Raw genomic sequence first — 18,284 nt, forward strand, 5'->3', positions numbered from 1 at the left:
GTGTTGGACCGGGGTTCCTGAGGACTGGTGTGATCGAGGCATGACCGACCTGCTCCCCCCTGAGTTCGCCCGTCGTGTCGTGGACGCCGAGGGCGTGCGCATCCATGCCCGCATCGGTGGTGACGGTCCGCCCGTGCTGCTTCTGCACGGCTACCCCCAGACCCATCTGATCTGGCACCACGTGGCTCCGCTGCTGACAGCCGGGCACACTGTGGTTCTGACTGACTTGCGTGGCTATGGTGACAGCGACAAGCCGCCCTCTGATCCCCACCACGGTGCCTATGCCAAGCGCTCGATGGCGTACGACCAGCTTCTGGTGATGCGGGAACTGGGCTTCGACCGCTTCGCCGTCGTGGGCCACGACCGCGGGGGCCGAGTCGGGCACCGCCTCGCTCTGGACCATCCGCAGGCCGTCTCGGCCCTGGCCGTTCTGGACATCGTGCCCACGCGTCACGCCTTCCAACAGGCCAACACCGACTTCGGGCTCGGCTACTACCACTGGTACTTCCTCGCTGCCGGCAACAACATCCCCGAACACCTCATCGGCGCCGATCCCGACTTCTGGGTCCGTACTCGGATGGATGCCCGCCATCATGGCGGAACCCCCTTCAGCCCTCATGCGCTGGACGAGTACGTGCGCTGCTTTTCGGACCCAGCGGCCATCCATGCCTCCTGCGAGGACTACCGCGCCGCCGCGAGTATCGACCTCGTCCATGACGATGCCGACTACGACGCGGGCCGACGTGTCATCAGCCCTCTGCTCGCCTTGTGGGGGGAACACAGCTTCGTGGGCCGACACTATGACGTGCTTGATGTGTGGCGCTCATACGCCACAGACGTGCAAGGCCAGGCATTGCCCTGCGACCACTACGTGCCGGAAGAAGCCCCTGATCGGACCGCGAAGCTCCTGGAAGCCTTTCTTCAGGGCAGGCAATAGGAACCCGGCCCCCACGGCTCGCAGATCAATCAAACGCAGGTCGGGAAGCGGGCCGGAGCCCTCAAATTCTCGATGACGGGGTCAGCGACTTCAGTGAGCACGTCCGACTCGATCGATGCCGCACCGCTGCGTCCGGCAGGTGGGTGGCTCAGGACGACCATCGCTGCGTCAGCCATGGTCTGAGGAGATCGTGCTCGCTCAGCCTGGTCGCATCCGAGGATATTGCTGACCGCGGAGGTAGCGATGCGGCGACCTGCTGTTCGCACCAAATGCTCTTGCTGTGGTGAGTGTGCCGTGTACCCCATTTCTGGGTCAGCTGAGCGACCAGGAGAAGCCCTCTTCCTCCTTCATCTGCAAGGCGAGCGCGACGCATGTGGGGCGCAGCACTGCTTGTCATGGCCAAGGTGGTCGGTGATCTCGCCTTCCAGGGCGGACTTCAGGAGCCGCTTGGTCAGCCGCTGGAGCAGCCCACCCTCGCCGGTCAGCTGCAGGTCCTCAGCCTGAGCACCGCCGACCAACTCGTCGATGAGCTGGTCGTCCACCTTCTTCGCCGGCTGCGGCTCAGCGGCCTTGACGGTCTCAGCCTCGGTACTGGCGCGGCAGACGTTGCTCCGTCCTTCCCGCGGGTGGTCGCGACGCATGCGATGTTCCGGCGTCGCCCTGAGTCAGCTGTGATTGATCAGCGTTAAGCCAGCAGGGTCGTGCCGATATGATGTGTGAAGCCGTGAGGGGGCTGTACGGAAGGCGCGGGTGAAGGCGTACGAGAATGCGGCCGGCGTGGCGTAGCCGAGCCGTGCAGCGACCTCGGTGACGCTCTGGTGGTGCAGCAGCGGTATCGCGGCGAGGAGCCGGGCGCGCGAGCGCCACGCGGCGGGACTCATACCGGCCTCTTCGCGGAACCGGCGGGTGAAGGTCCGTTCGCTCACTCCTGCTTCGCGCGCCCAGTCGGCGTTCCCGACCGTGAGGTCGGGGTCGGCGAGGTAGCGGCGGCACAGCCCGGTGAATGGCTCTGCGCGCGGGATCGGGATATGCAGAGGCACTTCGGCGAGCCGGGACGCCTCATGCAGGATCAGCTCCAGCAGCGCCCGGTTGCGATCGCCGAGTCCGTCGCGGGGATCGATGTCGGAGGCGGCCAGCAGCAGTTCCCGCAGGAGGGGGCCAACCTCGACGACTCGGCACTCGGTCGGCCACCACGGGGCGGCGGCGGGGTCGATGTAGAGGCTGTTGGTCTCCACGTCGAGCATCCGTACCTGGTGTCGCCTGTCCGGCGGGATCAGCACTGCCCGCTCACCGGGAACCGTCCACGCCCCGTGGTCGGTCTCGACCAGCATGGTTCCCGTCGCCGCGTAGAGGAACTGCGCCCGCCGATGCTCATGCCAGACCAGCAGATGCCCCGGCGGGTAGACCGTCGCGATCGGCAACACGGCCACCGGCAGTGCATCGACCTGCGCAAGCGTCACGTTTCTCACCTGCCCAGACTACTGGCCGGAACTCGATATTTCTTGCCCGACAGTCGAATGTTCGTGAGACGGATCTTCGCTGGAATAGGTCCCGTGACCGTTCTCGTACTCGTCCTCATCGGCGTCCTCACCGGCCTGTCCACGGTGCTCTTCGGCTTCGGAGGAGGGTTCGTCACTGTCCCCGTGATCATCTGGGCCGATGCCACCCTCGGCCCCGCCGCGGGCACCGTCGCGGTCGCGACGTCGGCGCTCGTCATGGTCGTCAACGCGGCCGTCGCCACGGCAGCCACACCGCACCCGATCCTCGCCCGCCTCCGAAGCCGCGGCATGCTCCTGAGCCTGCTCGCCACCGGCGGACTCCTCGGCGCACTGGCTGCTCTGGCTGTTCCGGCGGAGGTGAGCTCGTGGGGGTTCGTGATCTACGTGGCCGTCACGATCATCGACATGCTCGCCCGCCCCGGATTCCTCCGCCCCACCACCTCTGAGCCACAGACTCGCGCACGACGAGCGATCCCGACCACGCTCGGCGCGCCCATCGGCGCGGTCGCGTCGTTTCTCGGCGTCGGCGGCAGCGTCATGACCGTCCCGCTGCTGCGCCGCGCTGGCCTCCCGATGGGGCAAGCCGCAGCACTCGCGAACCCTCTGACTCTCGCGATCAGCATCCCCGCCGCTATCGTGTTCCTCCTCGCCCGCCACACGAACGTGCACGGTGCAGTGTTCGCCGTCGGGATCGTCGACCTCGGCGCCGCAACCCTCCTCCTCGCCGGAGCGATCCCAGTCATCGTGGTGCTCCGCCGCCGCCCACCCCGCATCCCCGACCGGGTACACGCCTGGACCTACGTCGGCCTCCTCGCCGTCGTGTTGTCAGCAGTGGCTCTCCCGCTGCTGACAACAACCGGGGTGTAACCGCTCACAGCGAGCGGCCGTGCCGGGTCTCGATCAAGAGATCCATGCTGTCGTCGCCTACGCGTACCTGCTGACCGAGCCGCGTGGCACGCTTCAACGCCGCCTCCGCGCGGGCGGCGTCGATCCTCAGCGCATCCGACGTCGCGGCCGGACCCAGCGCGTGGTCGTCGGTGACCCGGTGGCGGTTTCGCGGTACGCGGCGACGACCTGCTGGTGCCGGTGCCGGTGCCGGTGCCACCGCGCCGCGACCTTCTTACCCGTCGGTCGTGGGCCGAGTGCGGTCGTCCACGGCTTGCCTTCGTTCAGGTCCCGGTCGGGGACCGCGGCGGCACGTTGTTCGGTGAGCTCATGGCGTTCGGTGAGTGCCTTTCACATCTCGGGGTCCGTGACGCCGGAAGGTTCGGGATAACTGGTCCTCACAAAGCCTTTGGCCGTCCTGGTGCGTGATCGGACAGACGGCGAGGCCGAGGAACGTCTCATGGATGTCGTCGAGTCTCTCCCAGCGGATGCGCAGGCGTCGGAAGCCGTGCAGCCGGGAGATCGTCCGCTCGACCACCCAGCGGAAGGTGCCTAGTGCTGTGACCGCATAGGTACACCGGGTTGGCGGTAGGAGCGGTTGGATGGGCGGTGACGTCCGATCCGACCACTGGAGGTGTGGTGGCCGAGCCTGTCCGTGTGCGCAGACTGACCGACCAGGAGGGGCAGAGGCTGCAGCAGATCGTGCGCCGGGGCAGTACCAGCTCGGTGCGCTATCGGCGGGCGATGATGCTGTTGGACTCGGCCGGCGGAAACCAGGTGCCGGTGATCGCCCAGCTGGTCCAGGCCGACGAGGACACGGTCCGCGACGTGATCCACCGGTTCAACGAGATCGGCCTGGCCTGCCTGGACCCTCGATGGGCGGGAGGCCGTCCCCGCCTGATCAGCCCTGACGACGAGGACTTCGTCGTCCAGACGGCCACCACCCGCCCGACCAAGCTGGGCCAGCCCTTCACCCGCTGGTCGATACGCAAACTCGCCGCCTACCTGCGCCGCGTCCACGGACGCATCATCCGCATCGGCCGTGAGGCCTTACGCTGCCTGCTCCTGCGCCGCGGCATCACCTTCCAGCGCACCAAGACCTGGAAGGAGTCCCCCGACCCCGAACGCGACGTCAAGCTCGACCGGATAGAGCACGTCCTGGAGCATTTCCCGGACCGGGTTTTCGCCTTCGACGAGTTCGGACCGCTCGGGATCCACCCCACCGCTGGGTCCTGCTGGGCGAAGCAGGGCAAGCCCAACCGGCTCCCGGCGACTTACCGTCGCACCCATGGCGTCACCTACTTCCATGGCTGCTACTCCGTCGGCGACGACCGCTTGTGGCGCGTCAACCACCGCCGCAAGGGCACCGCCAACACCCTGGCCGCGCTGAAGTCGATCCGCGCCGCCCGCCCCGACGGCGCCCCGATCTACATCATCCTGGACAACCTCTCCGCCCACACCGGCGCCGGCATCCGCCGCTGGGCGAAGAAGAACAAGGTCGAGCTGTGCTTTACCCCGACCTACGCCTCCTGGGCCAACCCGATCGAAGCCCACTTCGGCCCGCTGCGCCAGTTCACCCTGGCCAACTCCAACCATCGCAGCCACCCTGCGCAGACCTAGGCCCTGCACCGCTACGTGCGCTGGCGCAACGCCAACGCCCGCCACCCCGACGTGCTCGCCGCACAACGCCGAGAACGCGCCCGCATCCGCAGCGAGAAAGGGATCCGCTGGCGGACGCCCGCGCACCGCGGCCGCATGAGGATCCACCCGCCACGGCTCAGCCCTCGTGACAGCGGGCAATGAGCTGGCCACCCTCAGCAGTGAGCAACTGCGGCATGAGCCGACGCAGCGCAGCCGCATGCTGATGGACACGTTTAAGCATGGCTCTCCGGGTCGGGGCCGAGCCGGGAACGTCTTGAGCGGGACCACATCCGCTCACGACGTACAACTCGTCCAGCCATGCCCCCCTGGCCCTCACGCCGTCCGATGCGAACGGGGTGACCAGGGTCGTCACTACGGGCTCGTGCCCGTCCAGGAACCAGACCTCTACCTCCAGGCCGGCGCTGTGGAAGAGAAGCCCATTGTCAGTCTGCTCCGGGCCCGAAAAGCCTGCGTCCTCGACCAGGAATGCGAACTCAACGCCCACCTCCGACCGGAACGCCTCGGCCAGATCCCCCTGATGCCCCATCCTCCGATAATCCAAGATCCTCAGCACCGGCGGAAGCCCCCAGCCCGGCGAACCATTGCGGTCACAGCACTAGGTCAGGTGCGAGTTGTTGGCGCACATGCTCCAGCATGGCCTCACGTTCCTCGTTGGTGAGAAGGACATCCCACGGTCCTACGCCTCCTCCTGCCTCGACCCAATCGGCGTCAGGCGCTGTGACGGACAACTCCATCATTCGAGCGACGGTCTGTTGCCGGATGTCCGTTCCTGGCGGCTCGCCCACAGCGGCCGGTGGCGGCCGGCCTCCCCGCGCGTAGTGCAGTCCGGCCGACTCGGGAACTGCGAGCAGGGCTGTGGCGTCCGACCTGTCGTGAAGGAAGAGATCAAGGGTCTTGCTGGTTTCCTCGTCGCCGGTCTGGGTGCCGCAGCGGCGCTGCTGGCCTGGGCGCCGCTGGCGAGGGTCAATGTGGAAGGTGGATTCGAGGGGAGACACCGGGACCTCAGCGTGCTCTACGTAGACCTGCCGCTCGTCGCCGTGGGGGGCGCTCTGGTGCCGCTCGCCTTCTGGATGCTCACCTTGCGCCGGTTCCATCGCCCGTGGCTCGCAGCCCTGGCCGCCGTCACCGCGGTCGCCCTGGGGATCTGGGGTCTGACGAGTTGGTGGGCTCCCTATCAGGCGCCTGAGTTCGGGTACTGAGATGGCGATTCATGACCTCTTGTGTTTCTTTGTCGTCGCCTGATGGTGTGGGTGCGGGCGGAACCTGCCAGTCCACAGCTGATGGTCTGCTGGTGTGGATGGGTGAGCGAACGCAAGCCGTAACCGAGCGACTTATCGGACGAGCAGTGGGCTCTGATCGAGCCGGTGATCATCGCGTGGAAGGACCGGCACCGCTCGGTCAGCGGCCACCAGGGCGCCTGCGACTTGCGGGAGATCGTGAACGCGATCCTCTACCAGGGGCGGACTGGGTGCCAGTGGGCCTATCTCCCGCACGACCTGCCGCAGAGGAGCGCGACCTACTACTACTTCGCCGCCTGGCGGGACGACGGAACCGACCAGGTCATCCATGAACTTCTGCGCTGCCAGGTGACGGCCTTCCCGCCGGCGCCGGCCGCCGCGTCACCACCGGCGACGGCACTCTGCCCTCACCCCGCCGCAGCCAGCCGCCGAAGGCGGAGGCCGGGCCGCTGCAGGCTCTGCTGAACCGGGCCGCCGCCGCGAACATCGAGGTCGGCCGCCGCCCGCTGTCGGTCTATGACGAGCTGACCGGCGCCCGTCCCTTCACGGCCCCGGCCAAGGAAGCCCGTTGAGCGAGCTGACCAGCACCCGCATCCGCACCACCGCCGCCAAGCTCGGCCTGCCGCACCTGGCCGAGGCCCTGGACCAGTACGTCCAGCGGGCGGACGAGGCCAAGATGGGCTATCTCGACTTCCTCGACCTGGTGCTGGCCGTAGAGTTGGGTGCCTAATTGGGGTGAGCACGCCGGCGCCCGCGTCACCTGGCGCAGTGGTTATTGGGGGAGGGGGGTGACTCAGTGGGGGTGGCGGTGTTGAGCTGGCGCTCGCGAAGCTGCGGGCCGGGAGCTTTTTCCCCGGTCTGGTGGGGCGTCGGGGGCGCATCGGCCGGGCCTTTCTGCGTGGTCGTCATGGGGGCCTAGGGGCACGGCGTTTCCGTCCGCTCGGTCGGTGACCTGGTCAAGGCCCTGGGCTGCGACGCCGGCATCTCCCAGAGCGAGGTCTCCCGGATGTGCGCGGACCTGGGCGGACAGTTGGACGCCTTCCGGACGCGCCCGTTGGACCACATCCGGCTTCCCGGCCTGTTCTTCGGCGTGTGGGTGCTTCGAAGGCAAGATGATGCAGTTGAGTACACGATTTCGATGTCCGCGGGCTTCTGTGTCACCGCATCCTCGGCGGGGCCGTCAGTGGGGATGCTGCTTTGTGTGGGGTTCAGTCCCAGGTGTACTTCAGCGGCTGTATGCAGTCGGTGACGGCGTTGAGTATCTGGCGGCAGGTGGGGCTGAGGGATTGCAGTTGTGCTTCGGGTTCGCTGTGTTCCTGGCCGCCCGGTGTGGCTTCGCATGCGCTTGCCAGTGCGGCCAGTGCGGCCGGTGCGGCCGGTGCGGCCGGCGCGGCCGGTGCGGTGGAGTGGTCGGAGTGGTCGGAGGGGTCGTTCAGGGAGCGGAGGGCGGCGTCCCGCCGGGTGGGTTGGAGGAGGTTGTAGCGACGGGCCGGCCGGGTGGGCAACGGGAGGCGTCTGGGTGCGCGAGCTAGGACGCCGTGGGTGATCAAGCCGGCCGAGAGTTGTTTGTGGGCGCTGACGCTCAGGGTTTTGACCCATTCCGATGTTCTGCGGGGTGTGCGGGAGGACCGGATCCGGGTGAGGACCTCGCGGAGTGCGGGGTCACGCGGGTCTGTGCCGTGGTCGGCGACGATGTATCCGTCGGCGGTGTGGATGAAGCCGCCCAGGGCGAGTTCCATCAGCAGCGCCGCGCTCAGACCGAAGTCGAGGCCGGTGCGGTAGTGGGGTACACGGCCTTGTCCGTCCAGGTACACAGCCAGCAGGAAGTCTTCGGCAAGGCCTGAGCCGGCATCAGTCTGCATTCTTGTTCGCTCCATACCGGACTTCGCCTTCGGTTCCTGGTCCTTGCCGTCCGAGTGGTCGTATCAGGTCCGAAAATCGTTCCCAGCACTATGGGGGATCTTGAGGTCAATTGCCGGACGTTGTCCCTGGCGTGGGCTGTTTGCCGCTGAAAGCGCGGCGGTGTCGGAGACGGCCGCGGCTGCTGTACTGGCGGTCGGTGTTGTCTCCACGGCTTTTACGGGTTCGTCATGGCGGGCAGGCCGGCGAGGCGGCGCACGGCGGCGAGGCCGTCGTCGGTGCCGGGCCAGTGGCGGTTGAGGGCCTGTGGGCCGGTGCGGCGGACGATCGCGCGCAGGACGGCGGCGACCACGATGACGTCGTCGGCGTGGCCCAGGACGGGGATGAAGTCGGGCACCAGGTCGATGGGCATCGCGAGGTAGGCCAGCAGGAGCCACAGCCGGACCCGCACCCCGCGCGGCAGGCTCGGGTCGCGGGCCAGGCGGGGGATGAGCCGCAGCAGGTCGGGCAGCAGCCGGACGGCCTCGGTGAGCAGGCTGCCGCGCGGCCGGACGGTCAGCAGGGCGGCGATGACGAGCAGCCAGGCCAGCAGCAGGCCGCCGGCGGCGGCGAGGGCGATGGAGAGCCAGGTGTTCACGGGCGGTGTCCTTGTCGTTCGGCGGCGTCCGGCTGGAGCGCGCCGTGCCCGGTGCCGGTGTGGGGAGCCGTCTCGGCGGCGAGGGCGGCGGCCTCGAACGCCTTCATGGCCTTGCGGGCGCGGTCGAGTTCGGCGCGGACCTCGGCGCCGATGGGGGCGGCGAAGTAGTCGCGGGCCTCGATCTTGGCTACCCATGCCTCGAAGCGGGCCAGGTCGGCCTCGGATTCTTCGACCTCGGCGAAGGTGGTGTGTCCCTTGGCGGTCTCGGTCTCGATCTCGGTGAAGAAGGCAGGCAGGCGTTGCAGGACCTCGCTGTACTCGGCGGTGACGGATGCACGGAACTCGCCGATCAGCTCGCCGCGCTCGACCGGGTCGGTCAGGGTCAGGTGCAGGCAGCGGGCGGTGCCGCCGCCGGCACGTACCTTGTCCGCCAGCTTGCGTACAGTTGCGGCGACCGGCGGGCGGTCGGGCAGCAGGCACACCGACTGTTGCACGTACACCGCCCCCAGCCCGCGCAGCTTGCGCCACACGTGCACGCGCAGGGAATCCGCGCCGCCTGCGGTGCTCACCGCCACCAGCAGCCAGGCATCCTCGGCTGCCGTTTCTTTCCGCTGCGGACCCGGCCTGTTGTCTTCGTCACCCGTCACGCCCGCAATGATACGTCCGTAACAGCCGCACCGGAGGCGTCTCCTCGCCATTCGGGCCTGTACGGCGTGAAATTCCCGGCACCGAGTGAGGGCCGGCGTGTGACTGCCGTTACGGGTGTAACATGCCGACCGGTCGGTGGGGTCGCGCTCTCCATACGTCCTGACGGACGCCTGGCCGCGTAATGACGCCCCGTCCGGCCGGTTCATCGCGCGCCCGGGCTCGACCGGTCACACCTGCCCGGTGGCACGGGACACTGCCGTCGATGCCGGAGGCAGGTCGCCGTCTGGGCCTTGGCGGCGAGGGTCTCGGGGGTGTTGCCGGCCGAGGCGGCGGCTTCCTCGCGGCAGGGCCTGCACAGGACGTCCCCGAGGACGCGACCGGTCAGAAAGATCCGCCTGCCGCCGTCACCGCCATAGCCCCGCGGCGGACCATGGGTTCCCGTGTCGTCGGAACCACGACAGGACCCTGGATCAGGTCGTCCAACTCGCAGGCGGTTAAGAGGAGCTGACACCATGCTCGGACGCGTCTGTAGGTGATCACGCAGCAGGCCAGCTTGAGGAACGCCTCATGGATGTCATCCCGGATGTCCCACCCGGATCCGAAGCCGTCGGAATCCGTGGATCCATGCGTTCGTGCGCTCCGCCGCCCACCGCACCGTGCCCAGACCGGAGCCGTGTGGCACACCCCGGCGGGCGATCACGGGTTTGATGCCGCGCTTCCACAGCAGTCGGCGGCACTTGTCGTAGTCGTAGTCGTGGGCGTACGACTGCCTGGGTCGGCGGCGCGGGCGGCCGGTCGCCCCTCGTATGTGGGGAATGGCGTCCAGCAGGGCATCAGTTGGGCGTCGTGGCGGTTGCCGCCGGTCAACGTGACGGTGAGCGGGGTGCCGTGAGCGTCGTTGATGACATGGTGCTTCGAGCCGGGCCGGGTGCGGTCGACCGGGCTCGGCCCGGTCTTGGGCCGCCCCGACGGGCCTGGCGGTGCGAGCCGTCGATCACCGCCCGGGACCAGTCGAGCTTCCCGGCGCGGTGCAGCTCGGTCAGCAGTACCTGGTGCAGCTGGTCCCACACGCCGACCTCGTGCGCCAGTCCCGCAGCCGACGCCAGCAGGTCATCCCGGGGCCGAAGCCGAGCTCCTGTGGCAGCCACTCCCACTGGATCCCGGTGTGCAGCACGAACAGGATGCCCTGCAGGCAGCGGCGATCATCCAGCGGCAGCCGTCCAGCATTGCGTGCGCGGCGCTGCCTGACCGGCAGCAGCGGCCCGATTCGCCCCCACAGGTCATCCGACACCACCCACGGCGGACCGTTCCCCTTCCCCAGGCCTCGTTCAACGAGCGCTCAAGGAAGGGGACATGGCTTCAGCGGGGCCTTCTGTCAGCTCCTCCACGGCACCCGACTGGGCCGTGACGGATTGCGTGTTCGGGGCACAGGCCCCTGCTCGATGCGCGGGGCACGTTGCCGGGCCGCGGCACGGCCGGCGGCGGCTTCGACGTACACGTCGCACCTGGGGCCGGTTGGCCGCATCGTCCCGGACGCGCAGTCCAGGTGCCCGCAGCCCCCGCCGCGGCAGCGCCGCCCCGAGCAGCCGCCGGCCCGGGTCGCGGATGTCTGAAGTGCATCACGCCGGCGAACCGGGCGGTTCGGCCGGTGACAAAGCCGCCCAGGGGCATGCCTGGACGCAGACGACGGCCCGCCTCACGGGCGGTCTTCCGCGCGGCGATGCGTTGTCCACCCGCTCAAGACGCAGGCACACCGGCTTCAGCACGGCGTAGATCTGCGCGCTCATGGCCAACCGCGGTCCGTTGTACGGCGGCCGGGCGGAGCCCTCGTTCCTGCTGCCGCGCTCTGTGTTCCGCATCGGCAGCCGACTCCGCCTCGGTCAGCGCGATGCCTCGCTTCCTCGGCACAGGCGATGAGCGCGTACGTGCGCGGCTGCCGGGGCGTGAGGTCTCCCGCGGCCGCCGCCTCCGGCCACACGAACGCCTCCATCAGCGGTGCTGCTCAAGCGCGTCTGCTCGTGCGGCGAGAACGCGTTCGTGGCCCGCGTATACGTTCACGGACGTGCCGCGCAGGAAGCCGGCGAGTGCCGGCCCGCTCTCGGCTGCGAGAGCGACGGCCGGCGAGGAGGGGGCCCAGACTGCGGCCAGCAGCGCGATGCCCGCCGTCACGGCCTTCCTACCAGTTCGAAGGAAACGGCCGCTCACCATGAGGACCCTTCCGCGTAGCGGCAGCATGCCGGAGCGCAGGCCGTGGCCGACGACCCTTGTCGACGGCGTTGTGGCGGCCGGTGTCCTGCCTGAGGCACCACAGCGCGCCCTCGGTGGTGAAGAGAGCCGGCGGTGTGCAGCCCGCCGCTGGTGCCCGGATACGCGCTGCGCCGCCCGCAGGCGTTGGGGTGGAACGGCCGGCGTCTGACGGCTCGGTGCACCGGGCTGTCAACGGCCACGCTCCAGGCGGCGGTGGTGCGCACGGGGCCGGGGCCGGCCCTTGCCGCACAGGCCACAGGAGGACGCGGTGGAGAAGTTCCGCTCCAGTGAGGTGTCGGGAGGTGCGGCCCGTGGGGCCAGGACGGCGTCGACGCTGGTGCAGGTGGTGGCGCCGTCCGCCGCGGCACCTGGGCGGCGGACTTTGGTGCGCTCTGCCGCCGGTACCACGCCTTCGCTCAATCAGGGAACCGGCCGCGAGGTCGAAGTCGTCGCCGGGGGTGCGCAGGGTCACCACGCGCGGGCGGTCGGCGGCCGGTATCTCCATCGGCTCTTCCACGGCCGAGGTGTCCGGGCGGTACGCGGTCTTCCCGCCCCGGGCGCGCAGGGACGCGACGCCGAGCTGTCACCCGGCCCATGCCCCGTCCGCTCCCGTACAGGCTCCGGACGCACGATGACACTCTGAGGCGGGGGGTGTTGCTGGTGTCGGCGACGCTGTCGAGGGGAACCAGGACGTTGGTGGTCTTCGGGTAGCAGGCGGCGGCGGAGCCGGGCGGCGGCGTGGGGTACGAGACGACCGAAAGGCCCGGGGCGAGGCGTTCCACCGCCGAGAACCGTCCGCCTGGTTGACGTTCAGCAGCGTCAGCGCTGTGCGCCGCACCGAGGTCTGCCCCAGTGACTGCTGGATCGCGTGTGTGACGGCGGGTATGCCGGGCGCACACGCCCTGGGCGGCGTGACGGACGGGCGCTCGTCACCAGGGTCTTCGGGTCGCGCTCACCGCTGCGGCCGCTTGCTCCGCCACGTGTGTGAACCTGCTGATGACCGGGTCGGGGCGGAACCGGGAACCGGTGGTAGGGGGGTCCTCAACCGCATGGGGAGGGGCTCCGCTTTCTCCGCCACGTGTGTGAACCTGCTGATGACCGGGTCGGGGGGGAACCGGGAACCGGTGGTAGGGGGGTCTCAACCGCATGGGGGAGGGGCTTTGCTGGTCATGAGTGTGAGGTTTCGACCGGGCGGATCCACAGCCGCTGTCCGAGGGCGGCGGCCTGCTGAACGATACGGCTGACGGAGGCGGCGTCCACGACGGTGGTTTCCACGGGTGTGCCGTCGACGTCGTCGAGCCGCACGATTTCGAAGCGCATGGCCTTTTCCCTTCGTCTGCTCATCCCTCTCGCAAGAGATGCACCGGGCGGGTGACCCATGGCCCTGTTCTGCTGTCAACGAGGTGTGAACGACGACTTCACGACCCTCACGGGCCTGCGTCGACCGTGCCGGGCTGCTTGCGGGCAACCTGAGCCGCCCACCCGGTGTCCGCTCAGCTCAGCACCGGACGGCCCAGCGGCAGCGGCCTGCCGCCCGTCGCGGCAAACAGCGCGCCGGCGAACATGTACACCCCCACCGCGGTGAACGCGAACACGACGTACCCGCCCGCGGCGGCGGCAGCCGCGGAGGCGCTCACCGTGCCGTACAGCACGAGCGCGAGCGCGATGTCGATCAACGTGAACAGCAGTGTGAACGCGGCGGGCAACCGCAGGGTGGCCAGCGTCAGCACGACGATCGTGACGAGCCAGGAGATCAGGAACAGGCCCTGCGTGGCGACCGCCGCGTCGCCGGAGATGCCGAACCAGCCGTGGATCAGGCCGAGTACAAGTGCCGCGTAGCTGAGCCAGAACCCGCTGAACACGCCGAAGACGGCGGCGGTGGCGTTCTGGCCCAGTGCCGCTGCCCACACCGCGGCGACGAGTTGGCCCAGGCCGGTCGCGGGCAGGATGATCGCGACCGAGGCACCGACGGCGCCGGCCGGAACGTACCCGGTCAGCACCAGGCCGAGCGCGACCGCCCCGACGACGAAGGTGGGCACGCCGATCAGGGCGGGGTCGCCCGCGAGCGCGGGCCGGGCGGGGGCTTCAGCGGCAGCGGTCATCGTGTGCTCCTCGTCGAGCTGCGAGTGATTCCCAGTGCTGTCAACTGGGCGGCGGTCCTTTATCGGCCGGTTGTTGGTGGAAGCAAGGGGACGCCACGGCACCACCCGCTTTCCGCGCCGAGCTCGCTCACCAGCGCAGGGCCGAAGCGAGGGACATGGCTGCAGCCGGCGTCAAGAACGCCCTCGCCCCGCGACGTGAGACCACCTGCGATGCGAGCAGGTGCCTGGGGGTGTCCGGCGAGAGCGTCGTCGCCGCAGTCATGACCGGCCGTCTCGTTCACTTCGCCCGGGGCGGTCTTCGTGAGGGAAGACAGCCACCGTATCGATCCGAGGTCTCAGCCACGGCCACCGGCCCGTGCGTGCCCGGTGAGACCTGCGACCGCCCTACCGGGTGGGCCACATTCCTGACAACTCAGGATGGTCGTCGTCAACCAGGCGATGCGCCAGGGCGATCGCCTCATCCGGATCGATCTGGTCAAAGGCGGAATGCCCCTCGGCGACACCCTCCAAGACGTTTGCCAGCCGGTCTGCCGCGGCCGGGGACAGACCGGTGTCTCGGCTGAAATGCGCGGAGCGCATCCGCAGTACTCCCGCGGCCAGCCGCAGGAGGGAACAGTTGGCCTCGTGCACCCGATCGGACCGCGCACATGACTCATGGGGTTTCACGCCGACTCCCTTTTCCCTCTTCAAGTCTCCCGAAGCGGCTCACCAGAGCCTCATGAACGGCGACCATTTCCGGCTGCCGGCAGGCCGGACAGCTGAAGACTGGTCTTGCTCCATGGCCGCAACCAGATCCAAAAACACCACGAATCAATCGAATCAGAACGGTGCGGAACACGACGCGCCCTGGGCCGTGAAGCCGGGATGCTCAGACCGGTCCGGCACGTTGTGTGCCGGGTTACTGCCCGGCACACAACGTGCCGGTCGTGTCAGGCGGTTGCGCGCTTCTTGAGTTCGTAGGCGGCCGCGGCCGGGTCCGGGGCGTTGTAGATCGCTCCGCCGGCCACGGCCACGGTGGCCCCGGCTTCCCGGACGGAGGCGATGGTGCCGATGCCGACACCGCCGGCGATCGAGAAGGGGACGCCGGCCCGGCGGCCGTCCTCGAGCAGGGTGTCGATCGTGTAGCCGGGCCGGGCCTGCTCGTCGAGGCCGGCGTGGATCTCGACGAACGTCACGCCCAGCTCGGCCACTTCGCGGATCCGCTCCACCCGGCCGTCCACCACGGCGATCATGTCGGCGACGACGCTCTTGCCGTACTTGCGGCCGGCCGACACCGCCCCGCGCACGGTGTCGTCGTCGGCCGCGCCCATCACCGTGATGAGGTCCGCTCCCGCCTCGAACGCAAGAGTGGCCTCCAGCTCGCCGGCGTCGGCCGTCTTCAGGTCGGCGAACACCAGCTTGTCCGGGTGCGCGGCCTTGATCGCGCTCACCGCGCCGATGCCCACGGACTTCACCAGGGGCGTCCCCAGCTCGAGGATGTCCACGTGCTCGGACACCTGATTCGCCAGAGTCAGCGCCGAGGGAAGGTCAAGGACATCCAGCGCAACCTGCAACTGCATTACATTCTCCTCATCGGTGAAGACGGTGCTCCGCACACGTCGGTACACACCTCGGGCTAAGGGCATGGACATCCGCACACCCGCCACCGAGCACAAGATCGGTTACCAACCCTCACAACAATTGCCCACCGCCCAAAACCCGGCAACACCCCGCGTCATGCGAAAGCACAATCCCGTGATGCGCACAATAAATAACCACCCGTCACCGCCGGAGCTTTAGGCTTGGCGTCGTGTCGAACCAACCGTTGATCGCTCCGTCCATACTCTCCGCCGACTTCGCACGGCTCGCCGACGAGGTGGCTGCCGTGAAAGGACCACCAGGTCGAGGAGCGGATTGGCTGCACGTAGATGTCATGGACGCGCATTTCGTGCCGAACCTGACCCTGGGGCTGCCGGTCGTTCAGTCGCTGCTGGCAACCACTGACCTACCGTTGGACTGCCACCTGATGATCGAGAACCCGGATCGCTGGGCGACCGGTTACGCGGAAGCGGGTGCCTACAACGTCACGGTGCACGTCGAGGCCGCCGACGATCCGGTCATGCTCGCGAAGAACCTGCGGGCCGCAGGCTCCAAGGCCGGGTTGGCGATCAAGCCGAACACGCCCCTGGAGCCCTACGTCGATGTCCTCAGACACTACGACACCCTGCTGGTGATGTCCGTGGAGCCCGGTTTCGGCGGCCAGAAATTCATCGCCGAGGTCCTCGGCAAGGTACGCAAGGCCCGAACGATGGTCGACACCGGCCATCTGAACCTGGTGGTGGAGATCGACGGCGGCATCAACACCGACACGATCGAGCAGGCGGCCGAGGCCGGTGTCGACTGCTTCGTGGCCGGGTCGGCCGTCTACGCCGCCAAGGATCCGGCACAGGCCGTGGAACGGCTGCGCAGCCAGGTGGAGGCCCTTGCCGCGCGTACCAAGCGTTGACTGTCATCGATACGGCAGCCGCAGACAGACACTGCTGAGTCATGCCCTCGATCCGTCAGCGACGGGCGATCGCTGACCAAACCGGCGGGGCGCCCGTCATGTCCGAAAAGATCGCGAGGCCGCCGCTTTCCTGCTCCTTGCCGGGGACGACGCCGGCCGTCAGGTGACGGCCGGCAGCTGGGTGAGCCGTCCGCAGCGGACGGTGGACGCCGCTGCCCAGGGCCAGGTCCGCACCATGCGCAGACAGTGACCTCCAGCCTGGCAGGCCACACGGGCAGGCAGGCGGCACAGGCGCACACGCATGGTTTCGGTGCGACGTTCGCCAAGTCCTTGTTGTCGTGCCGAAGGCAGCAGGCGGAGCCGGGCTGGGAGACCGGCCCGGAGGTTCGCGGCGAGCATCGGAGCCATATCGATGTGCCATGACTGCCGGGGGGAAGGTTGTGCCGCCCCATGGCCGTGGCGGTGCGGATGCAGTTGCCGCCCCCGGCGGATGATCAGCCGCATCCCCCAGCCGGCCCCCACGGGCGTTCGGACCGGTGAACTCAGCGATGCGGCAACCATCTTGAAGCCTGCCGTCCTGTATCAACGAGCCCGGCAGGAGGTGCCCACCGTGCCGCCGGCACCTCGGTACGCCTTGTCCGCCGAGCACTTGACGCCGGCCTCGGCGAGCGCGTCGACGATGCCGTGTTCGCGGGCCGCACGGACGTCATGGACGGCACCGGGCAAGGCCGGCGAGGCCCCCAGCAGCCGACCGAAAAGATCTGTGAGGACCTGGCACACCTTGCGGATCGCTGTGACCGGGCCGCTGTGGCCGTCTGAGATGACCAGTCGGACGCCGCACAGCCCGTGTTCGCGCAGGAACTGGGCCCAGAACCCTTCGGTCTCGCTGTCGCCGGCCATGACACCGGCAACCTCGCGGCTGCCGTCCTGGGCGGCCCCCGGCGGCGATGACGATCGCCTGGGGGGCGTTGCGGTGGTCGACACGGGCCTTGACGTAAGTGGCGTCGAGGAACAGGCCGGGAAGCCGGGGTGTGGTCCAGCGGGCGCGTCCGGAAGGTGTCGAGCTGTTCGTCCAGGTCCGCGCAGCTCCGGGAGACCTCGCTCTGGGAGATGCCGGTGTCGCAGCCCAGGGCTTTGACCAGGTCACCGACCGAGCGGGCGGAGACGCCGTGCCCGTAGGCCTCCATGACGACCGCGCAGAGAACCCGGCCGATGCGCCGCCGGCGCTCCAGCAGGCTGGGAGAGGAAGCTCCCGGCCCGCAGCTTCGGGATCGCGAACTCGAGGCAGCCGCCCCTGCGTGGGTCACGGTCTTCTCCCGGTGCCCGTTGCGCCAGGTGGTGCCGGTGGCGGTGTGCTCGTTCCACTGGGCACCGAACCTCACACCCGCCTCGGCCTCGATCAGTTCCTGCAGCAACCGCTCGGCGGCCCCGCGGACGAGTTCAAGACCATCTGCCCAACGCAGCGGCTCACGCAGGCGAAGCAGGTCGTGCTGGGACAAGGCCACCGTGCCCCCTGGAGCGAACTGCCCGTCCACCCCGGACAGTTGCGCGGTGGCCTGCCAGTTGAGCAGACAGCAGACACCAGCAGACGGTGCACCCCAGGGAGCAGAAACCCGCGCACTCACGTGCTGCCGCGGACGAGCGGCCAGGAAGCGCAGGGCAGAGCCGGCACCTCGATGCCCGAGGGGTGGACAAGCAGGCGAAGCCTCTGGTGGAGACGGTTCTCCTGGTCGAAAACCCATCTACCAGGGGCTTCACCACGTTGTCAGTCCAACCACCGAGCTGCCGCACCAGGTTGGGAAGAACTCATTGCGGGGGAGCGGTTAGGGCGGACCAGCAGTACTGATGTCCCTGCATCCGGTTCCGCCCGTCGGGGCAGCGGTAGTTGCCTCGGTCATTGCCCAGTCGTACGTCGCGTAAGCCCTTGTGCCCGTGCCGTCTCCGCATCCGGTGCAAGGCCGACTTCGGCAGCCGGGCGGCGGCTTGATCACGCTCAGCTTCGTGGGCTGGTGACCTGATGGGTGGATGCGGCGTGGGGTAGGTCCGCCGCGAGGCGCGGCTTGGCCGCGGGGGCACAGCTCGTC

General features: G+C 68.9%; 13 protein-coding genes and 12 pseudogenes. 8 read left to right on the forward strand and 17 right to left on the reverse strand.

Translation table 11 applies throughout. From position 1 onward, the window contains the following. The first annotated feature begins 40 nt into the window (after positions 1–40). Complete coding sequence (locus tag ACQY0Z_RS31415) at positions 41–937, forward strand: alpha/beta fold hydrolase (protein ID WP_439813198.1); 897 nt, start codon at positions 41–43, stop codon at positions 935–937. 148 nt (positions 938–1,085) lie between these two features. On the opposite strand, the pseudogene ACQY0Z_RS31420 reads toward ACQY0Z_RS31415, so the two are convergent. From ACQY0Z_RS31420 to ACQY0Z_RS31430, 3 genes and pseudogenes are all read right to left on the reverse strand, one after another. Then, positions 1,086–1,328 (reverse strand): annotated as a pseudogene (locus tag ACQY0Z_RS31420) (hypothetical protein); the annotation flags it as partial. Beyond that, positions 1,327–1,578, reverse strand: a pseudogene (locus ACQY0Z_RS31425) (hypothetical protein); the annotation flags it as partial. The pseudogenes ACQY0Z_RS31425 and ACQY0Z_RS31420, both read right to left, overlap by 2 nt. A gap of 24 nt (positions 1,579–1,602) precedes the next feature. Then, positions 1,603–2,406, reverse strand: a complete 804-nt coding sequence (locus tag ACQY0Z_RS31430; RefSeq protein WP_439813199.1) for an AraC family transcriptional regulator — start codon at positions 2,404–2,406, stop codon at positions 1,603–1,605. An 84-nt stretch (positions 2,407–2,490) separates the two neighbouring features. Between ACQY0Z_RS31430 and ACQY0Z_RS31435 the strand changes: the two genes are divergently transcribed. Next, a complete protein-coding gene (locus tag ACQY0Z_RS31435) occupies positions 2,491–3,303 on the forward strand; it encodes a TSUP family transporter (RefSeq protein ID WP_019525511.1) in 813 nt (270 codons plus the stop codon). A gap of 4 nt (positions 3,304–3,307) precedes the next feature. On the opposite strand, the gene ACQY0Z_RS31440 is transcribed toward ACQY0Z_RS31435, so the two are convergent. Both ACQY0Z_RS31440 and ACQY0Z_RS31445 read right to left on the reverse strand, forming a co-directional pair. After that, positions 3,308–3,541 (reverse strand): hypothetical protein, encoded by a 234-nt coding sequence (locus ACQY0Z_RS31440; RefSeq protein WP_439813200.1) that lies wholly within the window; start codon positions 3,539–3,541, stop codon positions 3,308–3,310. Between the two features lie 198 nt (positions 3,542–3,739). After that, positions 3,740–3,886, reverse strand: a pseudogene (locus ACQY0Z_RS31445) (transposase); the annotation flags it as partial. Between the two features lie 74 nt (positions 3,887–3,960). On the opposite strand from ACQY0Z_RS31445, the pseudogene ACQY0Z_RS31450 reads away from it, so the two are divergent. The 5 genes and pseudogenes from ACQY0Z_RS31450 to ACQY0Z_RS31470 all read left to right on the forward strand — a co-directional run. Further along, a pseudogene (locus ACQY0Z_RS31450) lies at positions 3,961–5,080 on the forward strand (IS630 family transposase). Positions 5,081–5,855: 775 nt separating this feature from the next. Beyond that, complete coding sequence (locus ACQY0Z_RS31455) at positions 5,856–6,182, forward strand: hypothetical protein (protein WP_210634910.1); 327 nt, start codon at positions 5,856–5,858, stop codon at positions 6,180–6,182. A 102-nt stretch (positions 6,183–6,284) separates the two neighbouring features. After that, positions 6,285–6,572: pseudogene (locus ACQY0Z_RS31460) on the forward strand (transposase); the annotation flags it as partial. Between the two features lie 217 nt (positions 6,573–6,789). Next, positions 6,790–6,942 (forward strand): annotated as a pseudogene (locus ACQY0Z_RS31465) (ATP-binding protein); the annotation flags it as partial. A gap of 201 nt (positions 6,943–7,143) precedes the next feature. After that, a pseudogene (locus tag ACQY0Z_RS31470) lies at positions 7,144–7,305 on the forward strand (transposase); the annotation flags it as partial. Positions 7,306–7,429: 124 nt separating this feature from the next. Here ACQY0Z_RS31470 and ACQY0Z_RS31475 read toward each other — a convergent pair. The 9 genes and pseudogenes from ACQY0Z_RS31475 to hxlA all read right to left on the reverse strand — a co-directional run bounded on the left by ACQY0Z_RS31475 (position 7,430) and on the right by hxlA (position 15,274). After that, entirely contained in the window at positions 7,430–8,083 is a 654-nt protein-coding gene (locus tag ACQY0Z_RS31475; protein WP_439813201.1) for a GOLPH3/VPS74 family protein, read from the reverse strand. A gap of 215 nt (positions 8,084–8,298) precedes the next feature. Continuing rightward, the gene (locus tag ACQY0Z_RS31480; protein ID WP_019527501.1) at positions 8,299–8,718 is read right to left on the reverse strand and encodes a YkvA family protein; all 420 of its coding nucleotides are present in this window, start codon (positions 8,716–8,718) and stop codon (positions 8,299–8,301) included. Further along, positions 8,715–9,365: a Chromate resistance protein ChrB gene (locus ACQY0Z_RS31485; RefSeq protein WP_381728493.1), complete on the reverse strand. Its 651-nt coding sequence runs from the start codon at positions 9,363–9,365 to the stop codon at positions 8,715–8,717. The genes ACQY0Z_RS31480 and ACQY0Z_RS31485 overlap by 4 nt, the downstream gene beginning before the upstream one ends. A 517-nt stretch (positions 9,366–9,882) precedes the next feature. Then, positions 9,883–10,698 (reverse strand): annotated as a pseudogene (locus tag ACQY0Z_RS31490) (IS5 family transposase); the annotation flags it as partial. Between the two features lie 657 nt (positions 10,699–11,355). Continuing rightward, a pseudogene (locus ACQY0Z_RS31495) lies at positions 11,356–12,209 on the reverse strand (formate dehydrogenase accessory sulfurtransferase FdhD). A 571-nt stretch (positions 12,210–12,780) separates the two neighbouring features. Then, positions 12,781–12,933: a hypothetical protein gene (locus ACQY0Z_RS31500; protein ID WP_019527496.1), complete on the reverse strand. Its 153-nt coding sequence runs from the start codon at positions 12,931–12,933 to the stop codon at positions 12,781–12,783. Positions 12,934–13,106: 173 nt separating this feature from the next. After that, on the reverse strand, positions 13,107–13,715 hold the full coding sequence (locus ACQY0Z_RS31505; protein WP_189906983.1) for a GPR1/FUN34/YaaH family transporter: 609 nt from the start codon (positions 13,713–13,715) through the stop codon (positions 13,107–13,109). 384 nt (positions 13,716–14,099) lie between these two features. Continuing rightward, a complete protein-coding gene (locus ACQY0Z_RS31510) occupies positions 14,100–14,381 on the reverse strand; it encodes a hypothetical protein (protein ID WP_106432553.1) in 282 nt (93 codons plus the stop codon). A gap of 263 nt (positions 14,382–14,644) precedes the next feature. Next, the gene (hxlA, locus tag ACQY0Z_RS31515) at positions 14,645–15,274 is read right to left on the reverse strand and encodes a 3-hexulose-6-phosphate synthase (RefSeq protein ID WP_020700116.1); all 630 of its coding nucleotides are present in this window, start codon (positions 15,272–15,274) and stop codon (positions 14,645–14,647) included. A 230-nt stretch (positions 15,275–15,504) separates the two neighbouring features. Between hxlA and rpe the strand changes: the two genes are divergently transcribed. Next, on the forward strand, positions 15,505–16,200 hold the full coding sequence (gene rpe, locus ACQY0Z_RS31520) for a ribulose-phosphate 3-epimerase (RefSeq protein WP_437003041.1): 696 nt from the start codon (positions 15,505–15,507) through the stop codon (positions 16,198–16,200). Positions 16,201–16,785: 585 nt separating this feature from the next. On the opposite strand, the pseudogene ACQY0Z_RS31525 reads toward rpe, so the two are convergent. The 3 pseudogenes from ACQY0Z_RS31525 to ACQY0Z_RS31535 all read right to left on the reverse strand — a co-directional run. After that, a pseudogene (locus tag ACQY0Z_RS31525) lies at positions 16,786–16,974 on the reverse strand (IS5/IS1182 family transposase); the annotation flags it as partial. A 57-nt stretch (positions 16,975–17,031) separates the two neighbouring features. Beyond that, a pseudogene (locus ACQY0Z_RS31530) lies at positions 17,032–17,100 on the reverse strand (hypothetical protein); the annotation flags it as partial. Positions 17,101–17,291: 191 nt separating this feature from the next. Further along, positions 17,292–17,942: pseudogene (locus tag ACQY0Z_RS31535) on the reverse strand (transposase); the annotation flags it as partial. Positions 17,943–18,284 lie beyond the last annotated feature (342 nt).

The sequence above is a fragment of the Streptomyces sp. P9-2 genome (assembly GCF_051903975.1).
Lineage (GTDB): Bacteria > Actinomycetota > Actinomycetes > Streptomycetales > Streptomycetaceae > Streptomyces > Streptomyces cellulosae.

Bases quoted from the DNA above. Each gene is read 5' to 3' on its own strand.
- ACQY0Z_RS31415 (WP_439813198.1), top strand. From the start codon at position 41: ATGACCGACCTGCTCCCCCCTGAGTTCGCCCGTCGTGTCGTGGACGCC.
- ACQY0Z_RS31475 (WP_439813201.1), bottom strand. From the start codon at position 8,083: ATGCAGACTGATGCCGGCTCAGGCCTTGCCGAAGACTTCCTGCTGGCT.
- ACQY0Z_RS31500 (WP_019527496.1), bottom strand. From the start codon at position 12,933: ATGCGCTTCGAAATCGTGCGGCTCGACGACGTCGACGGCACACCCGTG.
- ACQY0Z_RS31505 (WP_189906983.1), bottom strand. From the start codon at position 13,715: ATGACCGCTGCCGCTGAAGCCCCCGCCCGGCCCGCGCTCGCGGGCGAC.
- hxlA (WP_020700116.1), bottom strand. From the start codon at position 15,274: ATGCAGTTGCAGGTTGCGCTGGATGTCCTTGACCTTCCCTCGGCGCTG.